General features: G+C 53.4%; 23 protein-coding genes and 2 pseudogenes. 14 read left to right on the forward strand and 11 right to left on the reverse strand.

All coding sequences use genetic code 11. The features are described from left to right. The first annotated feature begins 8 nt into the window (after positions 1-8). The 9 genes from atpD to phoU all read left to right on the forward strand — a co-directional run bounded on the left by atpD (position 9) and on the right by phoU (position 10,800). Positions 9-1,391: a F0F1 ATP synthase subunit beta gene (atpD, locus tag MUU46_RS11090; RefSeq protein ID WP_159756812.1), complete on the forward strand. Its 1,383-nt coding sequence runs from the start codon at positions 9-11 to the stop codon at positions 1,389-1,391. Positions 1,392-1,411: 20 nt separating this feature from the next. After that, a complete protein-coding gene (locus tag MUU46_RS11095; RefSeq protein ID WP_159756815.1) occupies positions 1,412-1,831 on the forward strand; it encodes a F0F1 ATP synthase subunit epsilon in 420 nt (139 codons plus the stop codon). Positions 1,832-2,372: 541 nt separating this feature from the next. Further along, the gene (gene glmU, locus MUU46_RS11100; protein ID WP_258965553.1) at positions 2,373-3,743 is read left to right on the forward strand and encodes a bifunctional UDP-N-acetylglucosamine diphosphorylase/glucosamine-1-phosphate N-acetyltransferase GlmU; all 1,371 of its coding nucleotides are present in this window, start codon (positions 2,373-2,375) and stop codon (positions 3,741-3,743) included. A gap of 227 nt (positions 3,744-3,970) precedes the next feature. Further along, entirely contained in the window at positions 3,971-5,800 is a 1,830-nt protein-coding gene (gene glmS, locus MUU46_RS11105) for a glutamine--fructose-6-phosphate transaminase (isomerizing) (protein WP_159756821.1), read from the forward strand. Positions 5,801-6,097: 297 nt separating this feature from the next. Then, positions 6,098-7,138 (forward strand): phosphate ABC transporter substrate-binding protein PstS, encoded by a 1,041-nt coding sequence (gene pstS / locus MUU46_RS11110; RefSeq protein ID WP_159756826.1) that lies wholly within the window; start codon positions 6,098-6,100, stop codon positions 7,136-7,138. A 127-nt stretch (positions 7,139-7,265) separates the two neighbouring features. After that, a complete protein-coding gene (pstC, locus tag MUU46_RS11115; protein WP_110512433.1) occupies positions 7,266-8,225 on the forward strand; it encodes a phosphate ABC transporter permease PstC in 960 nt (319 codons plus the stop codon). Beyond that, entirely contained in the window at positions 8,225-9,115 is an 891-nt protein-coding gene (pstA, locus tag MUU46_RS11120; protein WP_159756829.1) for a phosphate ABC transporter permease PstA, read from the forward strand. Before pstC ends, pstA begins: the two co-directional genes overlap by 1 nt. 48 nt (positions 9,116-9,163) lie before the next feature. Then, on the forward strand, positions 9,164-9,937 hold the full coding sequence (pstB, locus tag MUU46_RS11125) for a phosphate ABC transporter ATP-binding protein PstB (RefSeq protein ID WP_110512435.1): 774 nt from the start codon (positions 9,164-9,166) through the stop codon (positions 9,935-9,937). Positions 9,938-10,074: 137 nt separating this feature from the next. Next, positions 10,075-10,800, forward strand: coding sequence for a phosphate signaling complex protein PhoU (phoU, locus tag MUU46_RS11130; RefSeq protein WP_159756832.1), 726 nt, complete (start codon positions 10,075-10,077; stop codon positions 10,798-10,800). 94 nt (positions 10,801-10,894) lie between these two features. Here phoU and yieH read toward each other — a convergent pair whose 3' ends face one another. After that, complete coding sequence (gene yieH, locus MUU46_RS11135) at positions 10,895-11,560, reverse strand: 6-phosphogluconate phosphatase (RefSeq protein WP_258965554.1); 666 nt, start codon at positions 11,558-11,560, stop codon at positions 10,895-10,897. Positions 11,561-11,729: 169 nt separating this feature from the next. Between yieH and MUU46_RS11140 the strand changes: the two genes are divergently transcribed. Beyond that, a complete protein-coding gene (locus MUU46_RS11140; RefSeq protein WP_159756838.1) occupies positions 11,730-13,061 on the forward strand; it encodes an NCS2 family permease in 1,332 nt (443 codons plus the stop codon). Between the two features lie 111 nt (positions 13,062-13,172). On the opposite strand, the gene MUU46_RS11145 is transcribed toward MUU46_RS11140, so the two are convergent. From MUU46_RS11145 to MUU46_RS23045, 10 genes and pseudogenes are all read right to left on the reverse strand, one after another. Beyond that, positions 13,173-13,739 carry an NADPH-dependent FMN reductase gene (locus MUU46_RS11145; RefSeq protein ID WP_159756841.1) on the reverse strand — a complete coding sequence of 189 codons (567 nt, stop codon included), beginning with the start codon at positions 13,737-13,739 and terminating at the stop codon, positions 13,173-13,175. 30 nt (positions 13,740-13,769) lie between these two features. After that, a complete protein-coding gene (locus MUU46_RS11150; protein WP_159756844.1) occupies positions 13,770-14,519 on the reverse strand; it encodes a 4'-phosphopantetheinyl transferase family protein in 750 nt (249 codons plus the stop codon). Between the two features lie 161 nt (positions 14,520-14,680). Then, positions 14,681-14,902 (reverse strand): annotated as a pseudogene (locus tag MUU46_RS11155) (HTH-type transcriptional regulator YidZ); the annotation flags it as partial. Then, a pseudogene (locus MUU46_RS11160) lies at positions 14,900-15,034 on the reverse strand (multidrug transporter subunit MdtL); the annotation flags it as partial. The pseudogenes MUU46_RS11160 and MUU46_RS11155, both read right to left, overlap by 3 nt. A 107-nt stretch (positions 15,035-15,141) precedes the next feature. After that, the gene (mnmE, locus tag MUU46_RS11165; protein ID WP_258965555.1) at positions 15,142-16,506 is read right to left on the reverse strand and encodes a tRNA uridine-5-carboxymethylaminomethyl(34) synthesis GTPase MnmE; all 1,365 of its coding nucleotides are present in this window, start codon (positions 16,504-16,506) and stop codon (positions 15,142-15,144) included. Positions 16,507-16,580: 74 nt separating this feature from the next. After that, positions 16,581-18,227, reverse strand: coding sequence for a membrane protein insertase YidC (yidC, locus tag MUU46_RS11170; RefSeq protein ID WP_258965556.1), 1,647 nt, complete (start codon positions 18,225-18,227; stop codon positions 16,581-16,583). A gap of 2 nt (positions 18,228-18,229) precedes the next feature. Further along, a complete protein-coding gene (gene yidD, locus MUU46_RS11175) occupies positions 18,230-18,487 on the reverse strand; it encodes a membrane protein insertion efficiency factor YidD (protein ID WP_110510394.1) in 258 nt (85 codons plus the stop codon). Continuing rightward, the gene (rnpA, locus tag MUU46_RS11180; RefSeq protein ID WP_110510393.1) at positions 18,451-18,810 is read right to left on the reverse strand and encodes a ribonuclease P protein component; all 360 of its coding nucleotides are present in this window, start codon (positions 18,808-18,810) and stop codon (positions 18,451-18,453) included. Before rnpA ends, yidD begins: the two co-directional genes overlap by 37 nt. A gap of 16 nt (positions 18,811-18,826) precedes the next feature. After that, positions 18,827-18,967 carry a 50S ribosomal protein L34 gene (rpmH, locus tag MUU46_RS11185; RefSeq protein ID WP_110510392.1) on the reverse strand — a complete coding sequence of 47 codons (141 nt, stop codon included), beginning with the start codon at positions 18,965-18,967 and terminating at the stop codon, positions 18,827-18,829. A 228-nt stretch (positions 18,968-19,195) separates the two neighbouring features. Then, positions 19,196-19,276 carry a hypothetical protein gene (locus tag MUU46_RS23045; RefSeq protein ID WP_445326599.1) on the reverse strand — a complete coding sequence of 27 codons (81 nt, stop codon included), beginning with the start codon at positions 19,274-19,276 and terminating at the stop codon, positions 19,196-19,198. A 291-nt stretch (positions 19,277-19,567) separates the two neighbouring features. On the opposite strand from MUU46_RS23045, the gene dnaA reads away from it, so the two are divergent. The 4 genes from dnaA to gyrB are packed head-to-tail and all read left to right on the forward strand — an operon-like array spanning position 19,568 to position 25,586. After that, entirely contained in the window at positions 19,568-20,965 is a 1,398-nt protein-coding gene (gene dnaA / locus MUU46_RS11190; RefSeq protein WP_159756856.1) for a chromosomal replication initiator protein DnaA, read from the forward strand. A gap of 4 nt (positions 20,966-20,969) precedes the next feature. Further along, positions 20,970-22,070, forward strand: coding sequence for a DNA polymerase III subunit beta (dnaN, locus tag MUU46_RS11195; RefSeq protein WP_159756859.1), 1,101 nt, complete (start codon positions 20,970-20,972; stop codon positions 22,068-22,070). Further along, positions 22,070-23,143: a DNA replication/repair protein RecF gene (gene recF, locus MUU46_RS11200; RefSeq protein WP_159756862.1), complete on the forward strand. Its 1,074-nt coding sequence runs from the start codon at positions 22,070-22,072 to the stop codon at positions 23,141-23,143. The genes dnaN and recF overlap by 1 nt, the downstream gene beginning before the upstream one ends. 28 nt (positions 23,144-23,171) lie before the next feature. Beyond that, positions 23,172-25,586 carry a DNA topoisomerase (ATP-hydrolyzing) subunit B gene (gene gyrB, locus MUU46_RS11205; RefSeq protein WP_159756865.1) on the forward strand — a complete coding sequence of 805 codons (2,415 nt, stop codon included), beginning with the start codon at positions 23,172-23,174 and terminating at the stop codon, positions 25,584-25,586. The last annotated feature ends 35 nt before the right edge of the window (positions 25,587-25,621 follow it).

Below are 25,621 nucleotides of genomic sequence, written 5' to 3' on the forward strand. Positions count from 1 at the left end.
GATTCAAGATGGCTACTGGAAAAATTGTCCAGGTAATCGGCGCCGTGGTTGACGTCGAATTCCCTCAGGATGCCGTACCGCGTGTGTACGATGCTCTTGAGGTTATGAATGGTAACGAGAGCCTGGTGCTGGAAGTTCAGCAGCAGCTCGGGGGTGGTATCGTCCGTACCATCGCCATGGGTTCTTCCGACGGTCTGCGTCGTGGTCTGGATGTTAAAGACCTCGAGCACCCAATCGAAGTCCCAGTAGGTAAAGCAACGCTCGGTCGTATCATGAACGTACTGGGCCAGCCTATCGACATGAAAGGCGATATCGGTGAAGAAGACCGTTGGGCGATTCACCGTGCAGCACCTTCCTATGAAGAGCTGTCAAGTTCCCAGGAACTGCTGGAAACCGGCATCAAAGTAATGGACCTGATTTGTCCGTTTGCGAAGGGTGGTAAAGTTGGTCTGTTCGGTGGTGCCGGTGTAGGCAAAACCGTAAACATGATGGAGCTTATCCGTAACATCGCTATCGAACACTCCGGTTACTCCGTATTTGCGGGCGTGGGTGAACGTACTCGTGAGGGTAACGACTTCTACCACGAAATGACCGATTCCAACGTACTGGATAAAGTATCCTTGGTTTACGGCCAGATGAACGAGCCACCGGGAAACCGTCTGCGCGTTGCTCTGACCGGTCTGACCATGGCTGAGAAATTCCGTGACGAAGGTCGTGACGTACTGCTGTTCGTCGATAACATCTACCGTTATACCCTGGCCGGTACAGAAGTATCTGCACTGCTGGGTCGTATGCCTTCTGCGGTAGGTTATCAGCCGACTCTGGCCGAAGAGATGGGCGTTCTTCAGGAACGTATCACTTCAACCAAAACCGGTTCTATCACCTCCGTTCAGGCGGTATATGTACCTGCGGATGACTTGACTGACCCATCTCCAGCCACCACCTTTGCTCACTTGGATGCAACCGTGGTACTGAGCCGTCAGATCGCGTCTCTGGGTATCTACCCAGCCGTTGACCCGCTGGATTCCACCAGCCGTCAGCTGGATCCACTGGTTGTTGGCCAGGAACACTACGACACCGCGCGTGGCGTTCAGTCCATCCTGCAGCGTTACCAGGAATTGAAAGATATCATCGCAATCCTGGGTATGGATGAGCTTTCCGAAGAAGATAAACTGGTTGTAGCACGTGCGCGTAAGATCCAGCGCTTCCTGTCTCAGCCATTCTTCGTAGCAGAAGTCTTCACCGGTGCTCCGGGCAAGTTCGTCTCGCTGAAAGATACCATCCGTGGCTTTAAAGGCATCATGGACGGCGAGTATGACCATCTGCCAGAGCAGGCGTTCTACATGGTTGGCACTATCGACGAAGCTGTCGAGAAAGCTAAAAAACTTTAACGCCTTAATCGGAGGGTGACATGGCAATGACTTATCACCTGGATGTCGTCAGCGCGGAGAGCCAAATGTTCTCCGGTCTGGTCGAAAAGATCCAGGTAACGGGTAGCGAAGGTGAGCTGGGTATTTACCCGGGTCACGCCCCGCTGCTCACCGCCATTAAGCCTGGTATGATTCGCATCGTGAAGCAGCATGGACATGAAGAGTTTATCTACTTGTCCGGCGGTGTGTTGGAAGTGCAGCCAGGTAACGTAACCGTACTGGCTGACACCGCCATCCGTGGCCAGGATCTCGACCAAGCGCGAGCTCTGGAAGCGAAACGTAAAGCGGAAGAGCACATTAAGAGCTCTCACGGCGACGTGGACTACGCTCAGGCGTCTGCGGAACTGGCCAAAGCGATCGCCAAACTGCGCGTTATCGAGTTGACCAAAAAAGCGATGTAACACCGGCTTGAAAGCATAAAAGCCAGTCTGGTTTCCAGGCTGGCTTTTTTATTGGGTGGTACCCTGATGTAACCCTTAAGTGTGATAAGTGTCACATAAATGTTGCATCGTTCAAAAACCCGGCGTAGACTTTGTTTTGTGAGTTAGATCACATAACAATGCATGCTATGCAGGAATCAAAATGAAACGCTTTCATAAAATCATCGCAATGTTCAGCAATCTGAGCTTCTAATCCTCTGATTTGTTGCACAAAAAGAATAAAAGAAGGTCGCCGAAAGGCGGCCTTTTTGTTTTTCAGCACAACAGCATTCTTGATTCAGGTGTCAAAAGAACAGCCAAAGCAGCAACATAGCGGCTAATCTTCGGATGTTGGGTCTTTTTTTCGAGACAAAGCGCGCTACGATAGCTGAAAATAGCGTCATAAATCCATTTTAGCTTTCACATGGCTATTTTCTCTGCACTTCATTTCATGATGAAAAATATGTAGAAATTTCAATGTGAAAGGGTTTAACTTCTCACTCAAACAACTGTCAGGATGCGTATGTCAAACAGTGCGATGAGCGTGGTTATCCTTGCCGCTGGCAAAGGAACTCGCATGTATTCCGATCTCCCGAAAGTGTTGCATACACTGGCGGGCAAGCCGATGGTTCAGCATGTTATTGATGCTGCTGATGAATTAGGCGCATCTCAGGTTCATCTGGTCTACGGACACGGTGGTGAACTGCTGAAACAAACCCTCAGCGAAAGCAACCTGAATTGGGTGCTTCAAGCCGAACAGCTTGGCACCGGGCACGCAATGCAGCAGGCTGCGCCGTTCTTCGGCGATGATGAAGACATCATGATGCTGTACGGTGACGTGCCGCTTATCTCTGTTGAAACGCTTGAGCGTCTGCGTGCGGCGAAACCGCAGGGTGGGATTGGTCTGCTGACCGTTAAGCTTGATGACCCAACCGGTTACGGGCGAATCACCCGTGAAAATGGTCAGGTGACTGGGATTGTAGAGCACAAAGATGCGACCGATGCACAGCGTGAAATTCAGGAGATCAATACCGGGATCCTGATTGCCGGTGGCGCGGACCTCAAACGCTGGCTGGGCAAGCTCGATAACAACAACGCCCAGGGCGAGTTCTACATCACCGATATCATCGCCATGGCGTACCTGGAAGGGCGTGAAATTGCTGCCGTTCATCCGGCTCGCTTAAGCGAAGTGGAAGGCGTGAACAACCGTCTGCAGCTTTCCCGTCTGGAACGTGTGTACCAAAGCGAGCAGGCTGAAAAGTTGCTGCTGGCTGGCGTCATGTTACGAGATCCACAGCGGTTTGATCTGCGCGGCAGCGTCACTCACGGGCGCGACGTTTCAATTGATACTAACGTTATCCTTGAGGGCAAGGTTACGCTCGGTCATCGCGTAAAAATTGGCGCAGGTTGCGTGATTAAAAATAGCGTAATCGGCGATGACTGCGAAATCAGCCCGTACAGCGTGGTGGAAGATGCTCAACTGCATGCCGCCTGTACCATTGGTCCGTTCGCCCGTCTACGTCCAGGCGCTGAACTGCTGGAAGGCGCGCACGTAGGCAACTTCGTAGAAATGAAAAAAGCGCGTCTGGGTAAAGGCTCCAAAGCCGGCCACCTGAGCTATCTCGGCGACGCTGAAATTGGCGATAACGTTAATATTGGCGCAGGCACCATCACCTGTAACTACGATGGTGCGAACAAATTCAAAACCATCATCGGCGATGATGTGTTTGTCGGTTCTGATTCTCAGCTGGTGGCCCCGGTCAGCATCGGTAAAGGCGTGACGATTGCCGCCGGAACCACCGTGACCCGCGACGTGGCTGATAACGAACTGGTATTAAGCCGTGTGCCGCAGGTGCATAAGCAAGGCTGGCAACGCCCGGTGAAGAAGACGTAATGAAAGCGGCGGGTGGCGCTTCGCTGACCCGCCCAACGACTTTGTAGGCCTGATAAGACGTAGCCGTCATCAGGCAGACAGGGGATGAGGGGATAACATAATCCTCCGCCCAATAGCAGTAACTAAAACAATAACCCCACTCTCTACAAGGCTCGGGGCTCCGGTAAAAACCGGAAATACAGGTCAGCGACAACGCATGGCATCGTGCCATATCAGGAAATCTAACTATGTGTGGAATTGTTGGCGCAGTCGCGCAGCGTGATATTGCTGAAATCCTTCTCGAAGGGCTTCGTCGTCTGGAATACCGCGGTTATGACTCTGCCGGACTGGCAGTGGTCGACAACGAGGGGCATCTGACCCGTCTGCGTCGTCTCGGTAAAGTAAATATACTGTCTCAGGCGGCGGAAGATCAGCCGTTGCATGGCGGCACGGGTATCGCGCACACCCGCTGGGCGACCCATGGTGAGCCGTCAGAAGGCAACGCGCATCCTCATGTATCCGATCACATCGTCGTGGTGCATAACGGTATCATCGAAAACCACGAACCGCTGCGCGAGCTGCTACAGTCTCGCGGTTATGTGTTCGTTTCAGAAACCGATACCGAAGTGATTGCTCACCTCGTTCATTGGGAACTGGAGCAGGGTGGAACGCTGCGTGAAGCCGTCCTGCGGGCCATCCCGCAACTGCGTGGCGCCTACGGTACCGTGATCATGGATACCCGCGATCCGCACACCTTGCTGGCCGCCCGTTCAGGTAGCCCACTGGTGATTGGTCTGGGCATGGGTGAAAACTTCATTGCCTCCGACCAGCTGGCACTGTTGCCGGTCACCCGTCGATTCATCTTCCTCGAAGAAGGCGATATCGCAGAAGTGACGCGTCGCAGTGTGACCGTGTTTGCTAAATCCGGCGAGCAGGTAAAACGCCCGGACATCGAATCTAATTTGCAGTACGACGCCGGTGACAAAGGCATTTATCGTCACTACATGCAAAAAGAGATCTACGAGCAGCCGAACGCGATTAAAAGCACCCTGACCGGGCGTATCAGCCACGGGCAGATCGATCTCAGCGAGCTGGGACCGAACGCCAACGAAATGCTGGCCAACGTTGAGCACATTCAGATTGTGGCCTGCGGCACGTCTTACAACTCAGGTATGGTGTCGCGCTACTGGTTTGAATCGCTGGCCGGCGTGCCATGCGATGTCGAAATCGCCTCGGAATTTCGCTATCGCAAATCTGCAGTACGCCGCAACAGCCTGATGATCACCCTTTCCCAGTCCGGTGAAACGGCGGATACCCTGGCGGCGCTGCGCCTGTCAAAAGAACTGGGTTATCTGGGCTCTCTCGCGATTTGTAATGTGGCGGGCTCATCGCTGGTGCGCGAATCCGATCTGGCGCTGATGACCAACGCGGGTACTGAAATTGGCGTGGCATCCACCAAAGCGTTCACCACACAGCTGACCGTTCTGCTGATGCTGGTGGCGAAAATGGCTAATCTGAAAGGTCAGGACGCAGCGATTGAGCAGGATATCGTGCAGGGTTTGCAGGCGCTGCCGAGCCGTATCGAACAAATGCTCTCACAGGACAAACGCATCGAAGCCCTGGCGGAGGATTTCTCCGACAAGCATCACGCGTTGTTCCTGGGGCGTGGCGATCAGTACCCTATTGCCCTCGAAGGCGCGCTGAAGCTGAAAGAGATCTCCTACATTCACGCGGAAGCGTATGCGGCAGGTGAACTCAAGCACGGTCCGCTGGCGCTGATCGATGCGGATATGCCGGTTATCGTTATTGCACCGAATAACGAACTGCTGGAAAAACTGAAATCCAACATCGAAGAAGTACGCGCCCGTGGTGGCGTGCTGTATGTCTTCGCCGATCGGGATGCCGGTTTCAACAGCAGCGATAACATGCACATCATCGAAATGCCGCATGTGGAAGAGGTCATCGCGCCAATCTTCTACACCGTGCCGTTGCAGCTGCTGGCCTATCACGTGGCGCTGATCAAAGGTACCGACGTTGACCAGCCGCGTAACCTGGCAAAATCGGTGACCGTCGAGTAATACCCGAAAGCCCTGCTCCCGCAGGGCTTTTTTCTTCTCTATTTCACCGTCATAAACATGACAACCTGTCATACTCAGCTAACGTTTGCAGTGTCATAAAAAGAAAATTTTACTGACAAGTTAATGTCACAAACAAAGCTAACCATCTGATTATCAATCAAAAAAACTGATTTTTTTAAGCTAAATTTTCCCCGTCATAAAACTGTCATATTTCGTACATTTAACTGTCACCTGTTTGTCCTATTTTGCTCAACGTAGCCACTTAAACAACGATTTACGAAATCTGCAGGAGACATTATGAAAGTTATGCGTACCACTGTCGCAACTGTTGTCGCCGCGACCTTATCGATGAGCGCTTTCTCTGCGTTTGCAGCAGCAAGCCTGACGGGTGCGGGTGCAACCTTCCCGGCGCCGGTGTATGCCAAATGGGCAGATACCTACCAGAAAGAGACCGGTAACAAGGTCAACTATCAGGGTATCGGTTCCTCCGGTGGTGTGAAGCAGATTACTGCCAACACTGTGGATTTCGGTGCTTCCGATGCGCCACTGACTGATGAAAAACTCTCTCAGGAAGGCCTGTTCCAGTTCCCGACCGTTATCGGTGGCGTTGTTCTGGCGGTTAACCTGCCAGGCTTCAAATCCGGTGAACTGGTGCTCGACGGTAAAACCCTCGGCGACATCTACCTTGGCAAAATCAAGAAGTGGGATGACGAAGCGATTACTAAGCTGAACCCAGGCAAAAAACTGCCTTCTCAGAACATCGCGGTTGTTCGTCGGGCTGACGGTTCCGGTACCTCCTACGTGTTCACCAGCTACTTGTCTAAAGTGAACGACGAGTGGAAATCGAAAATCGGTGCAGGCTCTACCGTTAACTGGCCTACCGGTCTGGGCGGTAAAGGCAATGATGGCATCGCCGCCTTCGTTCAGCGTCTGCCAGGCTCAATCGGCTACGTAGAATACGCTTACGCTAAGCAGAACAACCTCGCGTACACCAAACTGATTTCCGCTGACGGCAAGTCCGTAAGCCCGACCGAAGAAAGCTTTGCCAACGCCGCTAAAGGCGCTGACTGGAGCAAATCCTTCGCTCAGGACCTGACAAACCAGAAAGGCGATGACGTGTGGCCAATCACCTCTACTACCTTCATTGTGGTTCACAAAGAGCAGAAGAAACCAGAGCAGGGTGTTGAAGTGCTGAAGTTCTTCGACTGGGCCTACAAAAATGGCGCCAAAGAAGCTAACGCACTGGATTACGCTTCACTGCCGGATAGCGTGGTTGAGCAGGTACGTGCTGCATGGAAAACCAACGTGAAAGACAGCAGCGGTAAAGCGCTGTACTAACAGGATATATTTGACGAAGATGGCGGGTGGCACTTCGCTTACCCGCCCTACAGTTCAGGCTGTAGGCCCGGTAAGTGCTTGCGCCGCTGGGCATATTCGTAAGACGTCTTTAACTGAAGAGTAATTTATGGCTGCAACCAAGCCTGCATTTAACCCACCGGGTAAAAAGGGTGACATCATTTTCGGCGTGCTGGTAAAACTGGCAGCGCTGATTGTGCTATTGATGCTGGGCGGCATTATTGTTTCCCTGATCATTTCTTCCTGGCCGAGCATCCAGAAATTTGGTTTCTCCTTCCTGTGGACCAAAGAATGGGATGCACCGAATGATATCTACGGTGCGCTGGTGCCTATTTACGGCACGATCGTGACATCCGTTATCGCCCTACTGATTGCCGTTCCGGTGAGTTTCGGTATCGCCCTGTTCCTGACGGAGCTGGCGCCAAACTGGCTGAAACGCCCGCTGGGTATCGCGATTGAACTGTTAGCCGCTATCCCGAGTATTGTTTACGGCATGTGGGGCCTGTTTATCTTTGCCCCGCTGTTTGCGACCTACTTCCAGGAGCCGGTCGGCAACGTGCTGTCTACCATTCCATTCGTTGGCGCCCTGTTCTCTGGTCCGGCGTTTGGTATCGGCCTGCTGGCGGCAGGGGTTATCCTCGCCATCATGATTATTCCTTACATCGCCGCTGTTATGCGTGATGTGTTCGAACAAACCCCGGTGATGATGAAAGAGTCGGCCTACGGCATCGGCTGCACCACCTGGGAAGTTATCTGGCGTATCGTTCTGCCGTTCACCAAAAATGGTGTGATCGGTGGGGTAATGCTTGGCCTGGGTCGTGCGCTCGGTGAAACGATGGCGGTGACGTTCATCATCGGTAACACCTACCAGCTCGACAGCGCGTCGCTGTATATGCCGGGCAACAGCATTACCTCTGCGCTCGCCAATGAGTTCGCTGAAGCGGAATCCGGGCTGCACGTCTCGGCGTTGATGGAGCTAGGCCTGATCCTGTTTGTGATCACCTTTATCGTGCTGGCCATTTCCAAGCTGATGGTTAAACGCCTCGCGAAAAACGAAGGGGCACGCTAATGGCGACTTTAGAAATGCAAACCACTCCTGAGCTCATCGAGTCTCGCCGCAAAATGCAGGCGCGTCGTCGATTCAAAAACCGCATTGCGCTGACGCTGTCGATGGGAACCATGGTGTTTGGCCTGTTCTGGCTGGTGTGGATCCTGTTCTCGACGGTCACGCGTGGGATTGATGGGATGTCGCTGGCGCTGTTCACCGAAATGACGCCGCCGCCGAACACAGCGGGCGGTGGTCTGGCGAATGCCCTGGCCGGTAGCGGTCTGCTTATCATGTGGTCGACCGTGGTCGGGACGCCGCTGGGCATCATGGCGGGAATTTGGCTGGCGGAGTATGGCCGCAAATCCTGGCTTGCCGAAGTGATTCGCTTCATCAACGACATTCTGCTTTCCGCGCCGTCTATCGTTGTTGGCCTGTTCGTCTACACCATCGTTGTGGCGAAGATGCAGCACTTCTCCGGTTGGGCGGGCGTGATTGCGCTGGCGCTGCTGCAGGTGCCGATTGTCATTCGTACCACCGAGAACATGCTGAAACTGGTGCCGGACAGCCTGCGTGAAGCGGCGTATGCGCTGGGCACGCCGAAGTGGAAAATGATTTCTGCCATTACGCTGAAAGCGTCGATTTCCGGGATCATGACTGGCGTCCTGCTGGCTGTCGCCCGTATCGCTGGCGAAACTGCGCCGCTGCTGTTTACCTCGCTCTCGAACCAGTTCTGGAGCACCGACATGATGCAGCCGATTGCCAACCTGCCAGTGACCATATTCAAATTTGCCATGAGCCCGTTTGCCGAATGGCAACAGCTGGCCTGGGCCGGGGTGCTGATTATTACCCTGTGCGTATTGTTGCTTAACATTCTGGCGCGCGTCATTTTCGCGAAGCAGAAACACGGTTAAATTTTTGCGGTGCGGCCCCATGCGGCACCGGATGAGGAAGAGATTGAGATGAGTATGGTGAATACCGCCCCGGGAAAAATTGCTGTTCGCGATTTGAACTTTTACTACGGCAAATTCCATGCCCTGAAGAACATCAACCTGGATATTGCCAAGAACCAGGTCACCGCGTTTATCGGCCCGTCCGGGTGTGGTAAATCGACACTGCTGCGCACGTTCAACAAAATGTTTGAGCTGTATCCGGAGCAGCGTGCTGAAGGCGAAATTTTGCTGGATGGCGACAACATTCTGACGAATACCCAGGATATCGCCCTGTTGCGCGCAAAAGTCGGCATGGTTTTCCAGAAGCCGACGCCGTTCCCGATGTCGATTTATGACAACATCGCCTTCGGCGTGCGCCTGTTTGAAAAGCTGTCGCGTGCCGATATGGACGAGCGCGTGCAGTGGGCGTTGACCAAGGCCGCATTATGGAACGAAACCAAAGATAAGCTGCACCAGAGCGGATATTCTCTCTCCGGTGGTCAGCAGCAGCGTCTGTGTATCGCTCGCGGTATCGCGATTCGCCCGGAAGTCTTGCTGCTCGATGAGCCGTGTTCAGCGCTGGACCCGATTTCTACCGGGCGCATTGAAGAACTCATCACCGAACTGAAGCAGGATTACACCGTGGTTATCGTGACCCATAACATGCAGCAGGCGGCGCGTTGTTCCGACCACACAGCGTTTATGTATCTTGGCGAACTGATTGAATTCAGCAATACCGACGATCTGTTTACCAAGCCTGCGAAGAAACAAACTGAAGATTACATTACTGGCCGCTACGGTTGATTTGCCCTTTATCTTTCAGGCTGTACCCGCGTTGGCTGCCTTTACTGATCCCGATCACGTAATTATTTACGCTCCCGGGGATGCGTGCAGTTGGCGCCTTGCTACAGCCAGAATTCTTTTGGGCAATTGGAGGAACAATGGACAACCTAAACCTTAACAAACACATTTCCGGCCAGTTCAACGCAGAGCTGGAGCATATCCGCACTCAGGTGATGACCATGGGCGGGCTGGTGGAAAAGCAACTTTCTGACGCCATCACCGCGATGCACAATCAGGATCAGGAGCTGGCCAAGCGCGTCATTGACGGCGACAAACAGGTTAATATGATGGAAGTGGCCATTGATGAAGCCTGTGTGCGCATCATCGCTAAGCGCCAGCCAACCGCCAGCGATCTGCGTCTGGTGATGGCTATCATCAAGACCATCGCCGAACTGGAACGTATTGGTGATGTGGCAGACAAAATTTGCCGCACCGCGCTGGAGAAGTTTTCGCAGCAGCATCAGCCACTGTTGGTGAGCCTGGAGTCTTTGGGTCGCCATACCGTGCAAATGCTGCATGACGTGCTTGATGCGTTTGCGCGTATGGACCTGGATGAAGCGGTGCGTATCTATCGCGAAGATAAAAAAGTCGATCAGGAGTACGAAGGCATTGTACGTCAGTTGATGACCTACATGATGGAAGACTCCCGCACCATTCCAAGCGTGCTGACCGCGCTGTTCTGCGCCCGTTCAATCGAGCGTATCGGCGATCGTTGTCAGAACATTTGCGAATACATATTCTATTTCGTGAAAGGGCAGGATTTCCGTCACGTTGGTGGCGACGAGTTGGATAAATTGCTGGCGGGTCACGATCCGAAAGAGTGAGTTTTAAACCCCTCAGCCTAACCCTCTCCCCATAGTGGAGAGGGTTTTTATCTCTCGCCCCTTTGGGGAGAGGGCCGGGGTGAGGGAGGGGAACTTAACGCGTAATCTCCCAACCCCGCGCTTTCCACAATCCCGGTAATTCATCCAGCGACGTAAAGGTCGTCACTTTAGGATGGTCGATCGGCTGATTATGTGGATCGGCGCAGAAGTAAAAGACCTCCATCCCCGCCGCCACACCGGACATTGCGCCCGCGCTCGAATCATCCACCAGCACACAGTTCACCTGATCCACATTCATCGCTTTCGCCGCGTGGTACATCAACGCCGGATCGGGCTTCCAGGCCTGGATGTCATACCCGCTGAACAGTTTGTCCGGGAAATGATGCAGCAAACCCGTGTTCCCCAGAGAATGTTGCATTTTGCTCACCGGACCGTTGGAGACGATGCACATCGGCACTGTCATCGCGTCCAGCAAATCATTCGCTCCAGCTATGACTTCCAGCTCGCTGTCGAACAGCCGTGCAACTTCGGCGCGATAAACCGGTTCCAGCGTCTCTTTCACCAGATTCACACCGTGTTCGGTGTTGATGGTATCGATAATCTCGTACAGCTTCACGCCTTTAAAGCGCTTAAAAATCGTTTCAAGCTCAAGAGTTATACCGAATTCCCGGAACATATGGACATATGCCCGGGAGCAAATCACTTCACTGTCGACGAGCGTGCCATCGCAGTCGAAAAATACCGCCTCAATACTGGACATGCCGTTTCCTGTTGTCACAAGTTTAACGTTTACGTAATACAATTTGCCCGACGCAATCGTTGCCGTATAAGCAAAATCAATGAAAAAAATTGTGTCGCGTACCTCCCTATTGTCGCATTTTGGTATAGGATAGCGACGAATTTTCCCCTCCTTAGTTTGGAACCAGAAGATGAGCCAACAACAAAACACCCAGACGTCGGGTCTGGGTCTGCTTCAGCGCGTGTTTAAACTGCGCGAGCATGGGACGACGGCACGCACAGAAGTGATTGCCGGTTGTACAACGTTCCTGACGATGGTGTACATCGTTTTTGTGAACCCGCAAATTCTGGGTGCCGCGGGCATGGATACCAGTGCGGTCTTCGTTACCACCTGTCTTATCGCCGCACTTGGCAGCATCCTGATGGGGCTGTTTGCTAACTTGCCAGTTGCGCTGGCACCCGCGATGGGTCTGAATGCCTTCTTCGCGTTTGTCGTGGTCGGAGCGATGGGCCTGACGTGGCAAGTGGGCATGGGCGCGATTTTCTGGGGTGCGATTGGTTTGCTGTTGCTGACCATTTTCCGCGTACGCTACTGGATGATTGCCAATATCCCAATGAGCCTGCGAGTGGGGATCACCAGCGGTATCGGCCTGTTCATCGGCATGATGGGCCTGAAAAATGCGGGCGTGATTATCGCCAACAAAGACACTCTGGTGTCTATCGGCCACTTGACCTCTCACAGCGTGCTGCTGGGCATTCTCGGCTTCTTCATCATTGCGATCCTGGCTTCTCGTAACATCCATGCTGCGGTTCTGGTTTCCATCGTGGTGACCACCTTGTTGGGTTGGGCGCTGGGCGATGTTCACTATTCAGGTATCGTTTCGGCGCCACCGGATGTGACGTCTGTTATCGGTCATGTCGATCTGGCGGGGTCCTTTAACATCGGCCTTGCAGGTGTCATTTTCTCCTTCATGCTGGTTAACCTGTTTGACTCCTCCGGCACCCTGATTGGCGTGACCGATAAAGCGGGCCTGACTGATGAAAACGGTACATTCCCGCGCATGAAGCAGGCGCTGTTCGTCGACAGTATTTCTTCTGTTGCCGGCGCGTTTATCGGTACGTCTTCCGTTACGGCATACATTGAATCTTCATCAGGAGTGTCCGTTGGTGGCCGTACCGGTCTGACGGCAGTCGTTGTAGGTCTGCTGTTCCTATTGGTTATTTTCCTGTCGCCGCTGGCTGGCATGGTACCGCCGTACGCTGCTGCAGGCGCGCTGATTTATGTCGGCGTGCTGATGACGTCCAGCCTCGCCCGCGTTAAATGGGATGATCTGACCGAAGCCGTTCCCGCATTTATTACTGCGGTGATGATGCCGTTCAGCTTCTCGATTACCGAAGGGATAGCGCTGGGCTTTATCTCTTACTGCGTGATGAAAATCGGTACAGGTCGTTTCCGCGACCTCAGCCCGTGCGTCATCGCTGTTGCGGTGCTGTTCGTTCTGAAGATTGTGTTTATCGACTGATAAACCGCTAACAGGTATATGTAAAACGGCAACCTAAGGGTTGCCGTTTTTAGTTTTTGCGTCTGCCCCTGTGGGAGAGGGTCGGGGTGAGGGCATCAGGCCGCACCCTTCCTACTTTTTCACCCGCTGAATATAATCCCCGAATGCGGTCAACTGACCGGTCAGGTGGTCGAGCGTGCTCTGGTCAATCACTTCACCCGTTTGCGGGTCGACCTTGTTCTGAATCACCCCGCCCATAAACTCCGGTTTGTTCATCACCATCGCATCAAGGAATACCAGAATCTGACGCAGGTGATACTGGCAACGTGCACCGCCAATCGCGCCCATTGAGCTGGTCTGGATCAGCACCGGTTTCCCGGCCAGCGGTTGTTCAGGCAGACGTGACAGCCAATCTATGGCATTTTTCAGGCCGCCAGGCACGGAGTAGTTATACTCGGGCGTCACAATCACCACGCCGTCAGCCTCACGAATCTGCGCCGCCAGTGCTTCTACGCTCTGCGGAAAACCTTCCTCTTGCTGAATGTCGGCATCGTACAGCGGAATATCACCAATCGACGGTAGTGCGGAAATCGCCATGCCCGCCGGGGCGATGTTTGGCAGGGTGCGCGCCACCATACCGTTAAATGAGTTTTTGCGCAGGCTTCCCAGTAATGTCACCACTTTCAATGCATCAGACATGATTACTCCTTTATTTTTCATCATGATAAGTCAGTTCAGTATAAGCGCTTTTTCCGCAGGCAGGCTGGTAAAACGCATCAGGCGGGCCGCGGGTTCGCTGGCACGGATTTGCATATCCGGCAGGCCGCGCCAACCGGATTTACTATCGAACTCCCAGAGCTTCAGCCGTTCAATCGCAGGCGTAGCGGCAATGGACCACACCAGCACGTCTTCTGCATCGCAAATGGCTTCTATTTGTAGCATGTTGGCGGCACGCAGGCGGCCAGAACCCGGCAGGAGCTGAAGCAACTGCTGCGAATCGTGTTGGGTCTCACCGATCAGTTTGAGAACGCTCTGGCGCAAGGCCATCAGCTGCGCTCGCGCTTCGTTGGGATCGTTTTGGTTTTTGACCCACAGAGATTCGTTATTGCTGAAAGGGTAATTTTCGGGTGCGCTAGGGCGGTTAAAACTGCGGGTCGTACGCTGCAGCTCCATGTCCAGGCCGCATTCGCCTTCGGTGGTCAGCGCGACACCGACGATATTTCCGGCATAGGCGATGGAGAAATGCGGTTGTTTACTGTCGCGAAACATCGGTTTGCCATCGGGGCGCAAAACCATTTCAGGAAGTTCGCTGATACCATAAAGCATAAACAGCAGCTCTGCGAGCAGCGCCCGGGAGGCCAAATAACGAGCCAGGCGATGCTGAGGCAGTTGTCGTGCCGCGTTGTGACAGGACGAAGAAAGCCGCACTGAGTGCAGATGCCCGTCGGTAAGGATCCCTCTTGCGAAATGCGTTGCCATTATGTCGCTCCGTGATTAATGGTCTGTGAGGCTGATTATCCGGCGCTATTATCACCCACGATGATAAAGTTTTAATGTGGAATATCGTCGATGAAAAGCCGCCCATCAGAATATTTACATTTCCTTTGACGTAATAGTCTGCCAGTTCACAAAATTAGGGCCTAAGCGCTGAGAAAACCGGATTGAAACGCATCACCGTAGAGCTGCTTAATCATCGGTTTTAGCCAGATTATCTTGGGATTATGACCGTTGCGCTTATGCCACATCAGCGTAAATGGCACCGCCACTTTTTGCAGTTGCGCGTCATCAAAGGGGATCGGGCGCATCACCAGTTTTAAACCGTGCTGCGGGTTATAGTGCTGGCAGTAATAAGGCGTGGTGGCGACCGGCTGGCGTCCAGCCTTATCCGCAACACGCCCGGCCAGCAGCATGGCTGCGGCCATTCCTGCTAAATAGACTGAAAACGCGATGTGCAGTTGGGTTTCCGTAGCGGACAGATCCGCCGCAATGCGGGGCTTTGAGGAGGGACACGAGTTGCCATTTGGACAACGGTGTTTTCCTGAATGGAAAAACCCACCAGATGCGGTGGGTTTTGAATCAGTCGTTCTTCACCAGACGGCGCTTATTTACCGATGCAGAAGCTCGAGAAGATGCGACCGAGCAAATCGTCGGAGGTAAATTCTCCGGTGATTTCGCTCAATGCCTGCTGTGACAGTCGCAGTTCTTCGGCCAACAGTTCACCTGCCCAGGCACCCAACAACTGGGCCTTGCCCTGTTGCAGGTGCTCTGCTGCTGCTTCGAGTGCTTGCAAATGGCGTCGACGGGCAAGGAATCCACCTTCCATATTGGTGTTAAAACCCATGCTCTGCTTGAGATGATTACGCAGAAGATCCACGCCTTCACCCTGACGGGCTGAAAGACGAATCAGCGAATGACTGTTCACCTCGCTCAGACCTATCTCTTCGCCGGTGATATCCGCTTTGTTACGCACCACGGTGATCGGCAGGTTCGCAGGCAAACGGGCGATAAAGTCAGGCCAGATTTCTGCCGGATCGACGGCGCTGGTGGTGGTGCTGTCGACCATAAACAGCACCCGATCGGCCTGCTCGATTTCCTGCCAGGCACGCTCAATACCAATGCGCTCAACTTCATCGCTGGCATCGCGCAGCCCGGCTGTGTCGATAATGTGCAGCGGCATCCCATCGATATGAATGTGTTCGCGTAATACGTCGCGAGTGGTGCCCGCGATATCAGTAACAATCGCGGCTTCACGGCCGGCCAGTGCGTTCAGCAGGCTCGATTTACCGGCGTTTGGACGCCCGGCGATGACCACTTTCATCCCTTCGCGCAGCAGGCTGCCCTGACGGGCTTCGGCACGTACGGCGTCGAGATCGCCGATAACGGTGTTGAGTTGCGCTTCGATTTTGCCATCGGAGAGGAAATCAATTTCTTCATCCGGGAAATCGATCGCCGCTTCGACGTAGATGCGCAGATGGGTCAACGCTTCTACCAGATGATTCACACGTGCCGAGAACGCCCCTTGCAGCGAGTTCATCGCGGAACGTGCCGCTTGTTCGGAGCTCGCGTCGATCAGGTCGGCAATTGCTTCGGCCTGAGCCAGGTCGAGCTTATCGTTGAGGAATGCGCGTTCGGAGAATTCACCCGGATTGGCAATACGCACACCGGGCAGCGTCAGAATACGTTTGAGCAGCAGGTCGAGGATAACCGGGCCGCCGTGTCCCTGAAGCTCCAGAACGTCTTCCCCGGTAAAGGAGTTCGGCCCTGGGAACCATAAGGCGATACCCTGATCCAGCGTCGCGCCTTCGACATCGCGAAAAGGCAAGTAATCGGCGTAGCGCGGCTTCGGCAGCTTGCCCAATACCGCCAGTGCAACGTCGCGTGCCTTCAGGCCAGATATACGCAGAATACCCACGCCGCCGCGTCCTGGCGGTGTGGCCTGGGCAACAATCGTGTCGTTATGGTTCATGGTTAGTCTCTTTCTATACCTAATAAAAAAGGCGGTCATCAGACCGCCTTCCATTTTAGCGAACGCCTACCGAATCAGGATTTTTTCTTTTCGCGGCTATGCAGGCCACGTTTTTCCAGACCACGGTAAATCAGCTGCTGCTGGATGATAGTCACCAGGTTGCTGACGATATAGTACAGCACCAGACCTGACGGGAACCACAGGAAGAACACGGTGAAGATGACCGGCATAAAGGTCATGATCTTCTGCTGCATCGGGTCGGTCACGGTGGTTGGAGACATCTTCTGGATGAAGAACATCGTCACGCCCATCAGGATCGGCAGGATGTAGTACGGGTCCTGTGCGGACAAGTCATGGATCCACAGAGCAAACGGCGCATGACGCAGTTCAACGGAGCCCATCAGCATGTAGTACAGCGCAAGGAAGATTGGCATCTGGATAACCAGAGGGAAGCAGCCACCGAGCGGGTTTACTTTCTCTGCTTTATACAGGGCCATCATTTCCTGGCTCTGACGCTGTTTGTCATCGCCCAGACGCTCACGCATCGCCGCAATCTTCGGCTGCAGCATACGCATCTTCGCCATGGAGGTGTACTGCGCTTTGGTCAGCGGGTACATGATGCCACGAACGATGAAGGTGATAACGATGATGGAGAAGCCCCAGTTACCGAGGAAGCTGTGGATAAATTTCAGCAACTTGAACAGCGGCTGAGAAATGAACCACAACCAACCATAGTCAACGCTCAAGTCCAGGTGTGGCGCAACGGCTGCCATTTTGTCCTGAATTTCCGGGCCAACCCACAGGGTGCTGGCAAGGTTTGCCGCCTGACCTGGCTGAACCAGTACTGGCTGAGACTTATACCCAATAGCCGCAATGCCGTTACCGAGGTTAGTCGTGTAGAAGTTGTTCGAACCGTCGTTGTTCGGTACCCATGCGGTAGCAAAGTACTGCTGCAGCATCGCAACCCAACCGCCTTTAGAACTGATGTTCAGGTTCTCGTTATCGGCGATTTTGTCGAACTTATACTTTTCATACTTCTCGTCTGGCGTAGAGTAAGCCGCGCCACGGAATGTATGCATGGTGGACAGACCGCCGCCTTTGGTATCGAGTGCCGGTGGCAGATTGATGGACTGCTTCAGCTGGCCGAAGGTGGAGACTTCCAGTGGTTTCTCACCGGTGTTCTTCACGTTGTAGCCCACGTTCACCGCATATCCACCGCGTTTCAGGGTGAAGGTTTTGGTGAAGGTGTTGCCGGCTTTATCGGTATAAGTCAGCGGAATAGTCAGTTCATTCTGTCCATCAGCCAGAACAAACGCATCTTTATCAATGTTGTACAGTGGACGTGCACCATTAGCAGGGTTATCCGGGCCATCACGACCGGTCAGACCGCTCTGTGCCTGATAGATAAAGTCCGATGAGGTGTCCAGTAACTTAAACGGCTCGTTAGAATTCTGCGTTTTCGGATAAGTTAACAGCAGTGCCTGCTCAACATCACCACCACGGGTGTTGATAACGAGTTCAAGCACGTCGGTTTTCACCGTAATCAGTTTTCCCTGGCCACTGGCCGGAACGCCCTGGTCGGCGGCGCTGCCCGCAGCGGTGGTCGTAGTCTGCGTAATCTGCTGCTGAGGCTGAGGATTTTTATCCTGCTCCCATGCCTGCCAGATCATGAAAGACACGAACAACAAAGCGATGACAAGAAGATTGCGTTGCGAATCCATCGTTAGTGTTCTCTGGTATTTGTTGGTCCTGGTGGGACGGGATCGTCACCACCCGGGTGTAAAGGGTGGCATTTTAATACGCGTTTCACCGTCAACCAACTGCCTTTTAACACTCCAAACCTGCGCAATGCCTCAATTCCGTATTGTGAACAGGTGGGAGTGAAACGGCAGTGTGGCCCGAGTAGCGGACTAATCAGGCGTTGATAGACCCGGATAAGGGCTATCAGGACCCGTGAGCCAGGCGACAGTGACGGCGCCATAATTTTTCCAACGCTTCCGTGATTGCCCGGTTGTCGAGGTCTGCAACCCCTTTCTTAACTAACACCACGAAATCCATAGCGGGAAGTTCATGCTGACGTAAACGGAAGCTCTCACGCGTCAGACGTTTAATCCGATTGCGTTCATGGGCGCGTTTAACGTTTTTCTTGGCGACAGTAAGACCGATGCGGGGATGCCCCAGCGAATTTAGGCGGCCGAGGATGGTGATTTGCGGCGTGCCAGCCCGTTGCGGCTGCTGGAAGACGAATGTGAAATGATTGGGAGTTAACAAGCGTAACTCCCTGGGAAAAGCTAGCTTAACCACTCAGGGGTTAGCTTTATTACTTGGAAACGGTCAAACGAGAACGGCATTTAGCACGACGACGTGCCAGAACCTGACGACCATTTTTAGTAGCCATACGAGCACGGAAGCCGTGTGAACGGTTGCGCTTCAGTACAGACGGTTGAAAAGTGCGTTTCATGGCGATTTCTACCTAAACTTGAATAAATTCACTGACTTTTGCGTGTACCCGAACGAGTTTCGAACGACTTCCGCTTCAGTGTGGGTGATTAAAGAGGCCGGATTGTAATAATTGTACACTCCGGAGTCAATTCTCTTTACCTTATTTCCCGCGTATTTCCGCACGATTTCGCGTGCAAAATGACCGGCAACGGTCCGCGTTAGCGAGTAACACGCACCGGGTGGAGGATTATAAAGCCTGCCAATTAAAGCGCAAGGATCGCCCGGGATCTTTATTAGATCGATTATGCAAAAAATTGTCGCGGCGCATTAATTTTTCCAATATGCGGGCGAAATCGCCCCTCACTCTAGCCAGGATCGATTACACTTAGCCGGTCTCGATCTTCCCTGTGGATAAATCGGGAAGAAACTGTGAGAAACAGGAGATCTCTGGCGCAGTTTAGGCTATGATCCGCGGTCCCGATCGTGATCCTGGATCCTGACCGGAGTAACAACCGCTGATAGCGGTTCGCACGTCACCCCCACCGACCTGTGGGCTGTCCGATGTGTGTCAACAATCATTAATTCTGTTTCACCCTTATTTGTTCGACTGGAGTCCGCCGTGTCACTTTCGCTTTGGCAGCAGTGTCTTGCCCGATTGCAGGATGAGTTACCAGCCACAGAATTCAGCATGTGGATCCGCCCATTGCAGGCGGAGCTGAGCGATAACACGCTGGCATTGTATGCACCAAATCGTTTTGTGCTTGATTGGGTAAGGGATAAATACCTCAATAATATCAACGGACTGTTGAATGATTTCTGCGGTACCGACGCCCCGCAACTGCGGTTTGAAGTGGGTGCCAGACCTGCCACGCAGGTTGCGAGAGAAACCGCGCAGGTTGCCGTGCAGGCACATGCTCAGCAGGTATATGCACCGCGTGCCATTCCTCAGGCACGCCAGGGCTGGGATAACGTCCCCGCTCCGGCAGAACCGTCCTATCGCTCCAACGTAAACGTAAAGCACACGTTCGATAACTTCGTTGAAGGTAAATCGAACCAGTTAGCACGCGCTGCAGCGCGTCAGGTGGCTGATAACCCTGGCGGCGCATACAACCCATTGTTCCTTTATGGCGGTACGGGTCTCGGTAAAACGCACCTGTTACACGCTGTTGGCAACGGCATTATTGCCCGTAAACCGAACGCCAAAGTGGTGTACATGCACTCCGAGCGTTTTGTTCAGGACATGGTCAAAGCCCTGCAGAACAATGCCATCGAAGAGTTCAAACGTTACTACCGTTCCGTTGATGCCCTGCTAATAGATGACATTCAGTTCTTTGCTAATAAAGAACGATCCCAGGAAGAGTTCTTCCACACCTTCAATGCCCTGCTGGAAGGGAATCAACAGATCATCCTTACGTCCGATCGCTATCCTAAAGAGATCAACGGCGTTGAAGATCGTCTGAAGTCCCGTTTTGGCTGGGGATTAACCGTTGCGATCGAACCGCCGGAGCTTGAAACGCGCGTGGCGATCCTGATGAAAAAGGCTGACGAGAACGATATTCGTCTGCCGGGCGAAGTGGCGTTCTTTATTGCCAAGCGCCTGCGTTCCAACGTGCGTGAGCTTGAAGGCGCACTGAACCGCGTTATCGCCAACGCCAATTTTACCGGTCGTGCCATTACCATTGATTTCGTGCGTGAAGCGTTGCGCGATCTGCTGGCGCTGCAGGAAAAACTGGTCACCATCGACAATATTCAAAAGACGGTGGCGGAGTACTATAAGATCAAAGTGGCAGATTTGCTGTCCAAGCGTCGTTCCCGCTCTGTGGCGCGTCCGCGCCAGATGGCGATGGCGCTGGCCAAGGAACTCACCAACCACAGCCTGCCGGAAATTGGCGATGCGTTTGGTGGCCGCGACCACACGACCGTGCTGCATGCGTGCCGCAAGATCGAGCAGTTGCGTGAAGAAAGCCATGACATCAAAGAAGATTTCTCCAACTTAATCAGAACATTATCTTCGTGACGCTATGAAATTTACCGTTGAACGTGAACATTTATTAAAACCGCTGCAGCAAGTAAGTGGCCCATTAGGTGGTCGCCCAACGTTGCCGATTTTGGGTAATTTACTGCTGCAGGTTGCAGACGGTTCCTTGTCATTGACCGGAACTGACCTTGAGATGGAAATGGTCGCACGCGTCGCGCTGCTTCAGCCGCACGAACCGGGCGCCACCACTGTGCCAGCGCGCAAGTTCTTCGATATTTGCCGTGGCTTGCCGGAAGGGGCTGAAATTGCCGTACAGCTTGAGGGTGACCGCATGTTGGTGCGCTCTGGTCGTAGCCGTTTCTCTCTTTCTACGCTGCCTGCTGCCGATTTCCCGAACCTCGACGACTGGCAAAGCGAAGTGGAATTCACCGTTGTTCAGGCGACGATGAAACGCCTGATTGAAGCGACCCAGTTTTCCATGGCGCATCAGGACGTTCGCTACTACTTAAACGGCATGCTGTTCGAAACCGAAGGTGAAGAACTGCGTACCGTAGCGACCGATGGCCACCGACTGGCGGTCTGTTCGATGCCTATCGGCGAGACGTTACCGAACCATTCGGTGATCGTACCGCGTAAAGGCGTAATCGAGCTGATGCGTATGCTCGACGGCGGCGACAACCCAATGCGTGTGCAGATTGGCAGTAACAACATCCGCGCCCACGTGGGTGATTTCATCTTCACCTCTAAACTGGTGGATGGTCGTTTTCCGGACTACCGTCGCGTGTTGCCGAAAAACCCGGACAAACATCTCGATGCGGGCTGCGACATTCTCAAGCAGGCGTTTGCCCGTGCGGCGATCCTCTCGAACGAGAAATTCCGCGGCGTACGTTTGTATGTCAGCGAAAATCAGCTGAAAATCACCGCCAATAACCCGGAGCAGGAAGAAGCAGAAGAAATTCTGGACGTCACCTACGCTGGGACCGAGATGGAAATCGGCTTCAACGTCAGCTACGTACTGGATGTGCTCAATGCACTGAAATGCGAAAACGTCCGAATTCTGCTGACCGACTCTGTATCCAGCGTTCAGATTGAAGATGCAGCCAGCCAAAGCGCGGCTTACGTTGTTATGCCAATGAGATTGTAATGGCGCTAACCCGCTTGTTGATCCGCGACTTTCGCAACATTGAAAGCGTGGATCTCGCTTTATCCCCTGGTTTTAATTTCCTGGTAGGTGCCAACGGCAGCGGAAAAACCAGCGTACTGGAAGCCATCTACACGCTCGGCCACGGTCGGGCGTTTCGCAGTTTACAAATAGGCCGCGTTATTCGCCACGAGCAGGAATCGTTTGTCTTACATGGACGCCTGCAGGGTCAGGGGCGCGAGATCTCGATTGGCCTCACCAAAGACAAACAGGGCGACAGCAAAGTTCGCATCGACGGCACCGACGGTCACAAGGTGGCCGAATTGGCGCTGCTGATGCCGATGCAGCTCATCACCCCCGAAGGGTTTACTTTACTCAACGGCGGCCCCAAATACAGAAGAGCATTCCTTGATTGGGGATGCTTTCACAACGAAGCCGGTTTCTTTACCGCCTGGAGCAATCTCAAGCGTTTGCTGAAACAGCGTAATGCTGCATTGCGTCAGGTAACCCGCTACGCGCAGCTGCGTCCGTGGGATATGGAACTTATCCCGCTAGCCGAGCAAATCAGTCAATGGCGAGCGGAATACAGTGCGGGTATCGCCGAGGATATGGCGGATACCTGCAAACAGTTTCTTCCTGAATTCAGTCTCACCTTTTCTTTCCAGCGCGGCTGGGAAAAAGAGACCGACTATTCAGAGGTGCTTGAACGGAATTTCGAGCGCGACCGAATGCTGACCTACACTGCCCACGGCCCGCACAAAGCGGATTTCCGCATACGTGCCGATGGCGCACCGGTGGAGGACACGCTGTCGCGCGGGCAGCTCAAACTGCTGATGTGCGCCTTACGTTTGGCGCAAGGTGAGTTTCTGACCCGTGAAAGCGGGCGGCGCTGCCTGTACCTCATAGATGATTTTGCCTCGGAACTTGATGACGAGCGTCGCGGTCTGCTGGCAAGCAGGCTCAAAGCGACTGAGTCGCAGGTTTTTGTCAGCGCCATTAGCGCTGAACACGTAATGGACATGTCGGACAAAAATTCGAAGATGTTCAGCGTGGAAAAAGGTAAAATAACGGATTAACCCAAGTTTAAATGAGCGAGAAACGTTGATGTCGAATTCTTATGACTCCTCCAGTATCAAAGTCCTGAAAGGGCTGGATGCGGTGCGTAAGCGCCCGGGTATGTATATCGGTGACACGGATGACGGCACCGGTCTGCACCACATGGTATTCGAGGTTGTGGATAACGCTATCGACGAAGCGCTCGCGGGTCACTGTAAAGACATCGTTGTCACTATCCACGCCGATAATTCCGTTTCCGTAACGGATGATGGTCGTGGTATTCCGACTGGTATTCACCCGGAAGAGGGTGTTTCTGCAGCGGAAGTCATCATGACCGTTCTGCACGCTGGCGGTAAATTCGATGACAACTCTTATAAAGTGTCCGGTGGTCTGCACGGCGTAGGCGTTTCAGTGGTAAACGCCCTGTCGCAGAAGCTGGAACTGGTGATTCGCCGCGAAGGCAAAGTTCACCATCAAATCTATGTTCACGGTGTGCCTCAGGCTCCGTTAGCCGTAACTGGCGATACTGACGTCACCGGGACTCAAGTCCGTTTCTGGCCAAGCTATGAAACGTTCACTAACGTCATTGAGTTTGAATACGAAATTCTGGCTAAACGTCTGCGTGAGCTGTCGTTCCTGAACTCCGGTGTTTCTATTCGCTTGCGCGACAAGCGTGATGGTAAAGAAGATCATTTCCACTACGAAGGCGGTATCAAAGCGTTCGTTGAGTATCTGAACAAGAACAAAACGCCAATTCACCCGCATATCTTCTATTTCTCCACCGAAAAAGACGGTATCGGCGTTGAAGTGGCACTGCAGTGGAACGATGGTTTCCAGGAAAACATCTACTGCTTTACCAACAACATCCCACAGCGCGATGGCGGTACTCACCTTGTCGGTTTCCGTACGGCGATGACCCGTACGCTGAACGCTTACATGGACAAAGAAGGCTACAGCAAAAAAGCCAAAGTCAGCGCCACCGGTGATGATGCCCGTGAAGGCCTGATTGCCGTTGTTTCCGTGAAAGTGCCCGATCCGAAATTCTCTTCGCAGACCAAAGACAAACTGGTTTCTTCAGAAGTGAAGACTGCGGTTGAGCAGCAGATGAACGAATTGCTGGCAGAATACCTGCTGGAAAATCCGTCCGATGCAAAAATCGTTGTTGGCAAAATTATCGATGCGGCTCGTGCCCGAGAAGCGGCACGTAGAGCCCGTGAAATGACCCGTCGTAAAGGTGCGCTGGACTTAGCTGGCCTGCCGGGCAAACTGGCGGATTGCCAGGAACGCGACCCGGCGCTGTCCGAACTGTACCTCGTGGAAGGGGACTCCGCGGGTGGCTCTGCGAAGCAGGGTCGTAACCGTAAGAACCAGGCGATTCTGCCGCTGAAGGGTAAAATCCTCAACGTTGAGAAAGCCCGCTTCGACAAAATGCTCTCCTCGCAGGAAGTGGCAACGCTTATCACTGCGTTGGGCTGCGGCATTGGTCGTGACGAATACAACCCGGACAAACTGCGCTATCACAGCATCATCATCATGACCGATGCTGACGTCGATGGCTCGCACATCCGTACGCTGCTGTTGACCTTCTTCTATCGTCAAATGCCTGAAATCGTAGAGCGTGGCCATGTGTATATCGCCCAGCCGCCGCTGTACAAAGTGAAAAAAGGCAAGCAGGAACAGTACATTAAAGACGACGAAGCGATGGATCAGTATCAGATTTCTATCGCGCTTGATGGTGCAACGCTGCATGCAAACGCCAGCGCACCGGCGCTGGCTGGCGAAGCGCTGGAAAAACTGGTGGCTGAATTCAACGCTGCACAGAAAATGATTGTCCGTATGGAACGTCGTTTCCCACGTTCGCTGCTGAAAGAGCTGGTTTATCAGCCAACACTGGTTGAAGCCGATCTCAGCGACGAGCAGAAAGTGACGCGTTGGGTAAATCAGCTGGTCACTCAGCTGAACGAAGATGAGCAGCACGGCAGCATGTGGAAGTTCGATGTTCGTGAAAACACTGAGCAGCATCTGTTTGAGCCAATCATTCGCGTGCGTACTCACGGTGTGGACACTGATTACCCGCTGGATCAGGAGTTTGTAACCGGTGGTGAATACCGTCGTCTGTACACGCTCGGCGAGAAGCTGCGCGGTCTGATTGAAGAAGACGCGTTCATCGAACGTGGCGAACGCCGTCAGCCGATTACCAGCTTCGAACAGGCGCTGGAATGGCTGGTGAAAGAGTCCCGTCGCGGTCTGTCTATTCAGCGTTATAAAGGCTTGGGTGAAATGAACCCGGATCAGCTGTGGGAAACCACCATGGATCCAGAAAGCCGCCGTATGCTGCGCGTGACCGTCAAAGATGCAATCGCTGCCGACCAGCTGTTCACTACCCTGATGGGTGATGCTGTTGAGCCGCGTCGTGCATTTATCGAAGAGAACGCCCTGAAAGCGGCGAACATCGATATCTAAGTAACGTGTTCTCCGGTGGCGCTAACGCTTGCCGG

The sequence above is a fragment of the Scandinavium tedordense genome, from assembly GCF_024764965.1.
In the GTDB taxonomy this organism is placed as follows: domain Bacteria; phylum Pseudomonadota; class Gammaproteobacteria; order Enterobacterales; family Enterobacteriaceae; genus Scandinavium; species Scandinavium tedordense.

Coding starts and splice junctions, on each gene's coding strand:
- MUU46_RS11150 (WP_159756844.1), bottom strand. CDS start 14,519: ATGGCAACGCATTTCGCAAGAGGGATCCTTACCGACGGGCATCTGCAC.
- MUU46_RS23045 (WP_445326599.1), bottom strand. CDS start 19,276: ATGCGCCGCGACAATTTTTTGCATAATCGATCTAATAAAGATCCCGGG.
- MUU46_RS11095 (WP_159756815.1), top strand. CDS start 1,412: ATGGCAATGACTTATCACCTGGATGTCGTCAGCGCGGAGAGCCAAATG.
- pstB (WP_110512435.1), top strand. CDS start 9,164: ATGAGTATGGTGAATACCGCCCCGGGAAAAATTGCTGTTCGCGATTTG.
- pstA (WP_159756829.1), top strand. CDS start 8,225: ATGGCGACTTTAGAAATGCAAACCACTCCTGAGCTCATCGAGTCTCGC.
- glmU (WP_258965553.1), top strand. CDS start 2,373: ATGTCAAACAGTGCGATGAGCGTGGTTATCCTTGCCGCTGGCAAAGGA.
- mnmE (WP_258965555.1), bottom strand. CDS start 16,506: ATGAACCATAACGACACGATTGTTGCCCAGGCCACACCGCCAGGACGC.
- pstC (WP_110512433.1), top strand. CDS start 7,266: ATGGCTGCAACCAAGCCTGCATTTAACCCACCGGGTAAAAAGGGTGAC.
- dnaN (WP_159756859.1), top strand. CDS start 20,970: ATGAAATTTACCGTTGAACGTGAACATTTATTAAAACCGCTGCAGCAA.
- phoU (WP_159756832.1), top strand. CDS start 10,075: ATGGACAACCTAAACCTTAACAAACACATTTCCGGCCAGTTCAACGCA.
- rpmH (WP_110510392.1), bottom strand. CDS start 18,967: ATGAAACGCACTTTTCAACCGTCTGTACTGAAGCGCAACCGTTCACAC.
- recF (WP_159756862.1), top strand. CDS start 22,070: ATGGCGCTAACCCGCTTGTTGATCCGCGACTTTCGCAACATTGAAAGC.
- yidC (WP_258965556.1), bottom strand. CDS start 18,227: ATGGATTCGCAACGCAATCTTCTTGTCATCGCTTTGTTGTTCGTGTCT.
- yidD (WP_110510394.1), bottom strand. CDS start 18,487: ATGGCGCCGTCACTGTCGCCTGGCTCACGGGTCCTGATAGCCCTTATC.
- yieH (WP_258965554.1), bottom strand. CDS start 11,560: ATGTCCAGTATTGAGGCGGTATTTTTCGACTGCGATGGCACGCTCGTC.
- gyrB (WP_159756865.1), top strand. CDS start 23,172: ATGTCGAATTCTTATGACTCCTCCAGTATCAAAGTCCTGAAAGGGCTG.
- MUU46_RS11140 (WP_159756838.1), top strand. CDS start 11,730: ATGAGCCAACAACAAAACACCCAGACGTCGGGTCTGGGTCTGCTTCAG.
- atpD (WP_159756812.1), top strand. CDS start 9: ATGGCTACTGGAAAAATTGTCCAGGTAATCGGCGCCGTGGTTGACGTC.
- glmS (WP_159756821.1), top strand. CDS start 3,971: ATGTGTGGAATTGTTGGCGCAGTCGCGCAGCGTGATATTGCTGAAATC.
- pstS (WP_159756826.1), top strand. CDS start 6,098: ATGAAAGTTATGCGTACCACTGTCGCAACTGTTGTCGCCGCGACCTTA.
- MUU46_RS11145 (WP_159756841.1), bottom strand. CDS start 13,739: ATGTCTGATGCATTGAAAGTGGTGACATTACTGGGAAGCCTGCGCAAA.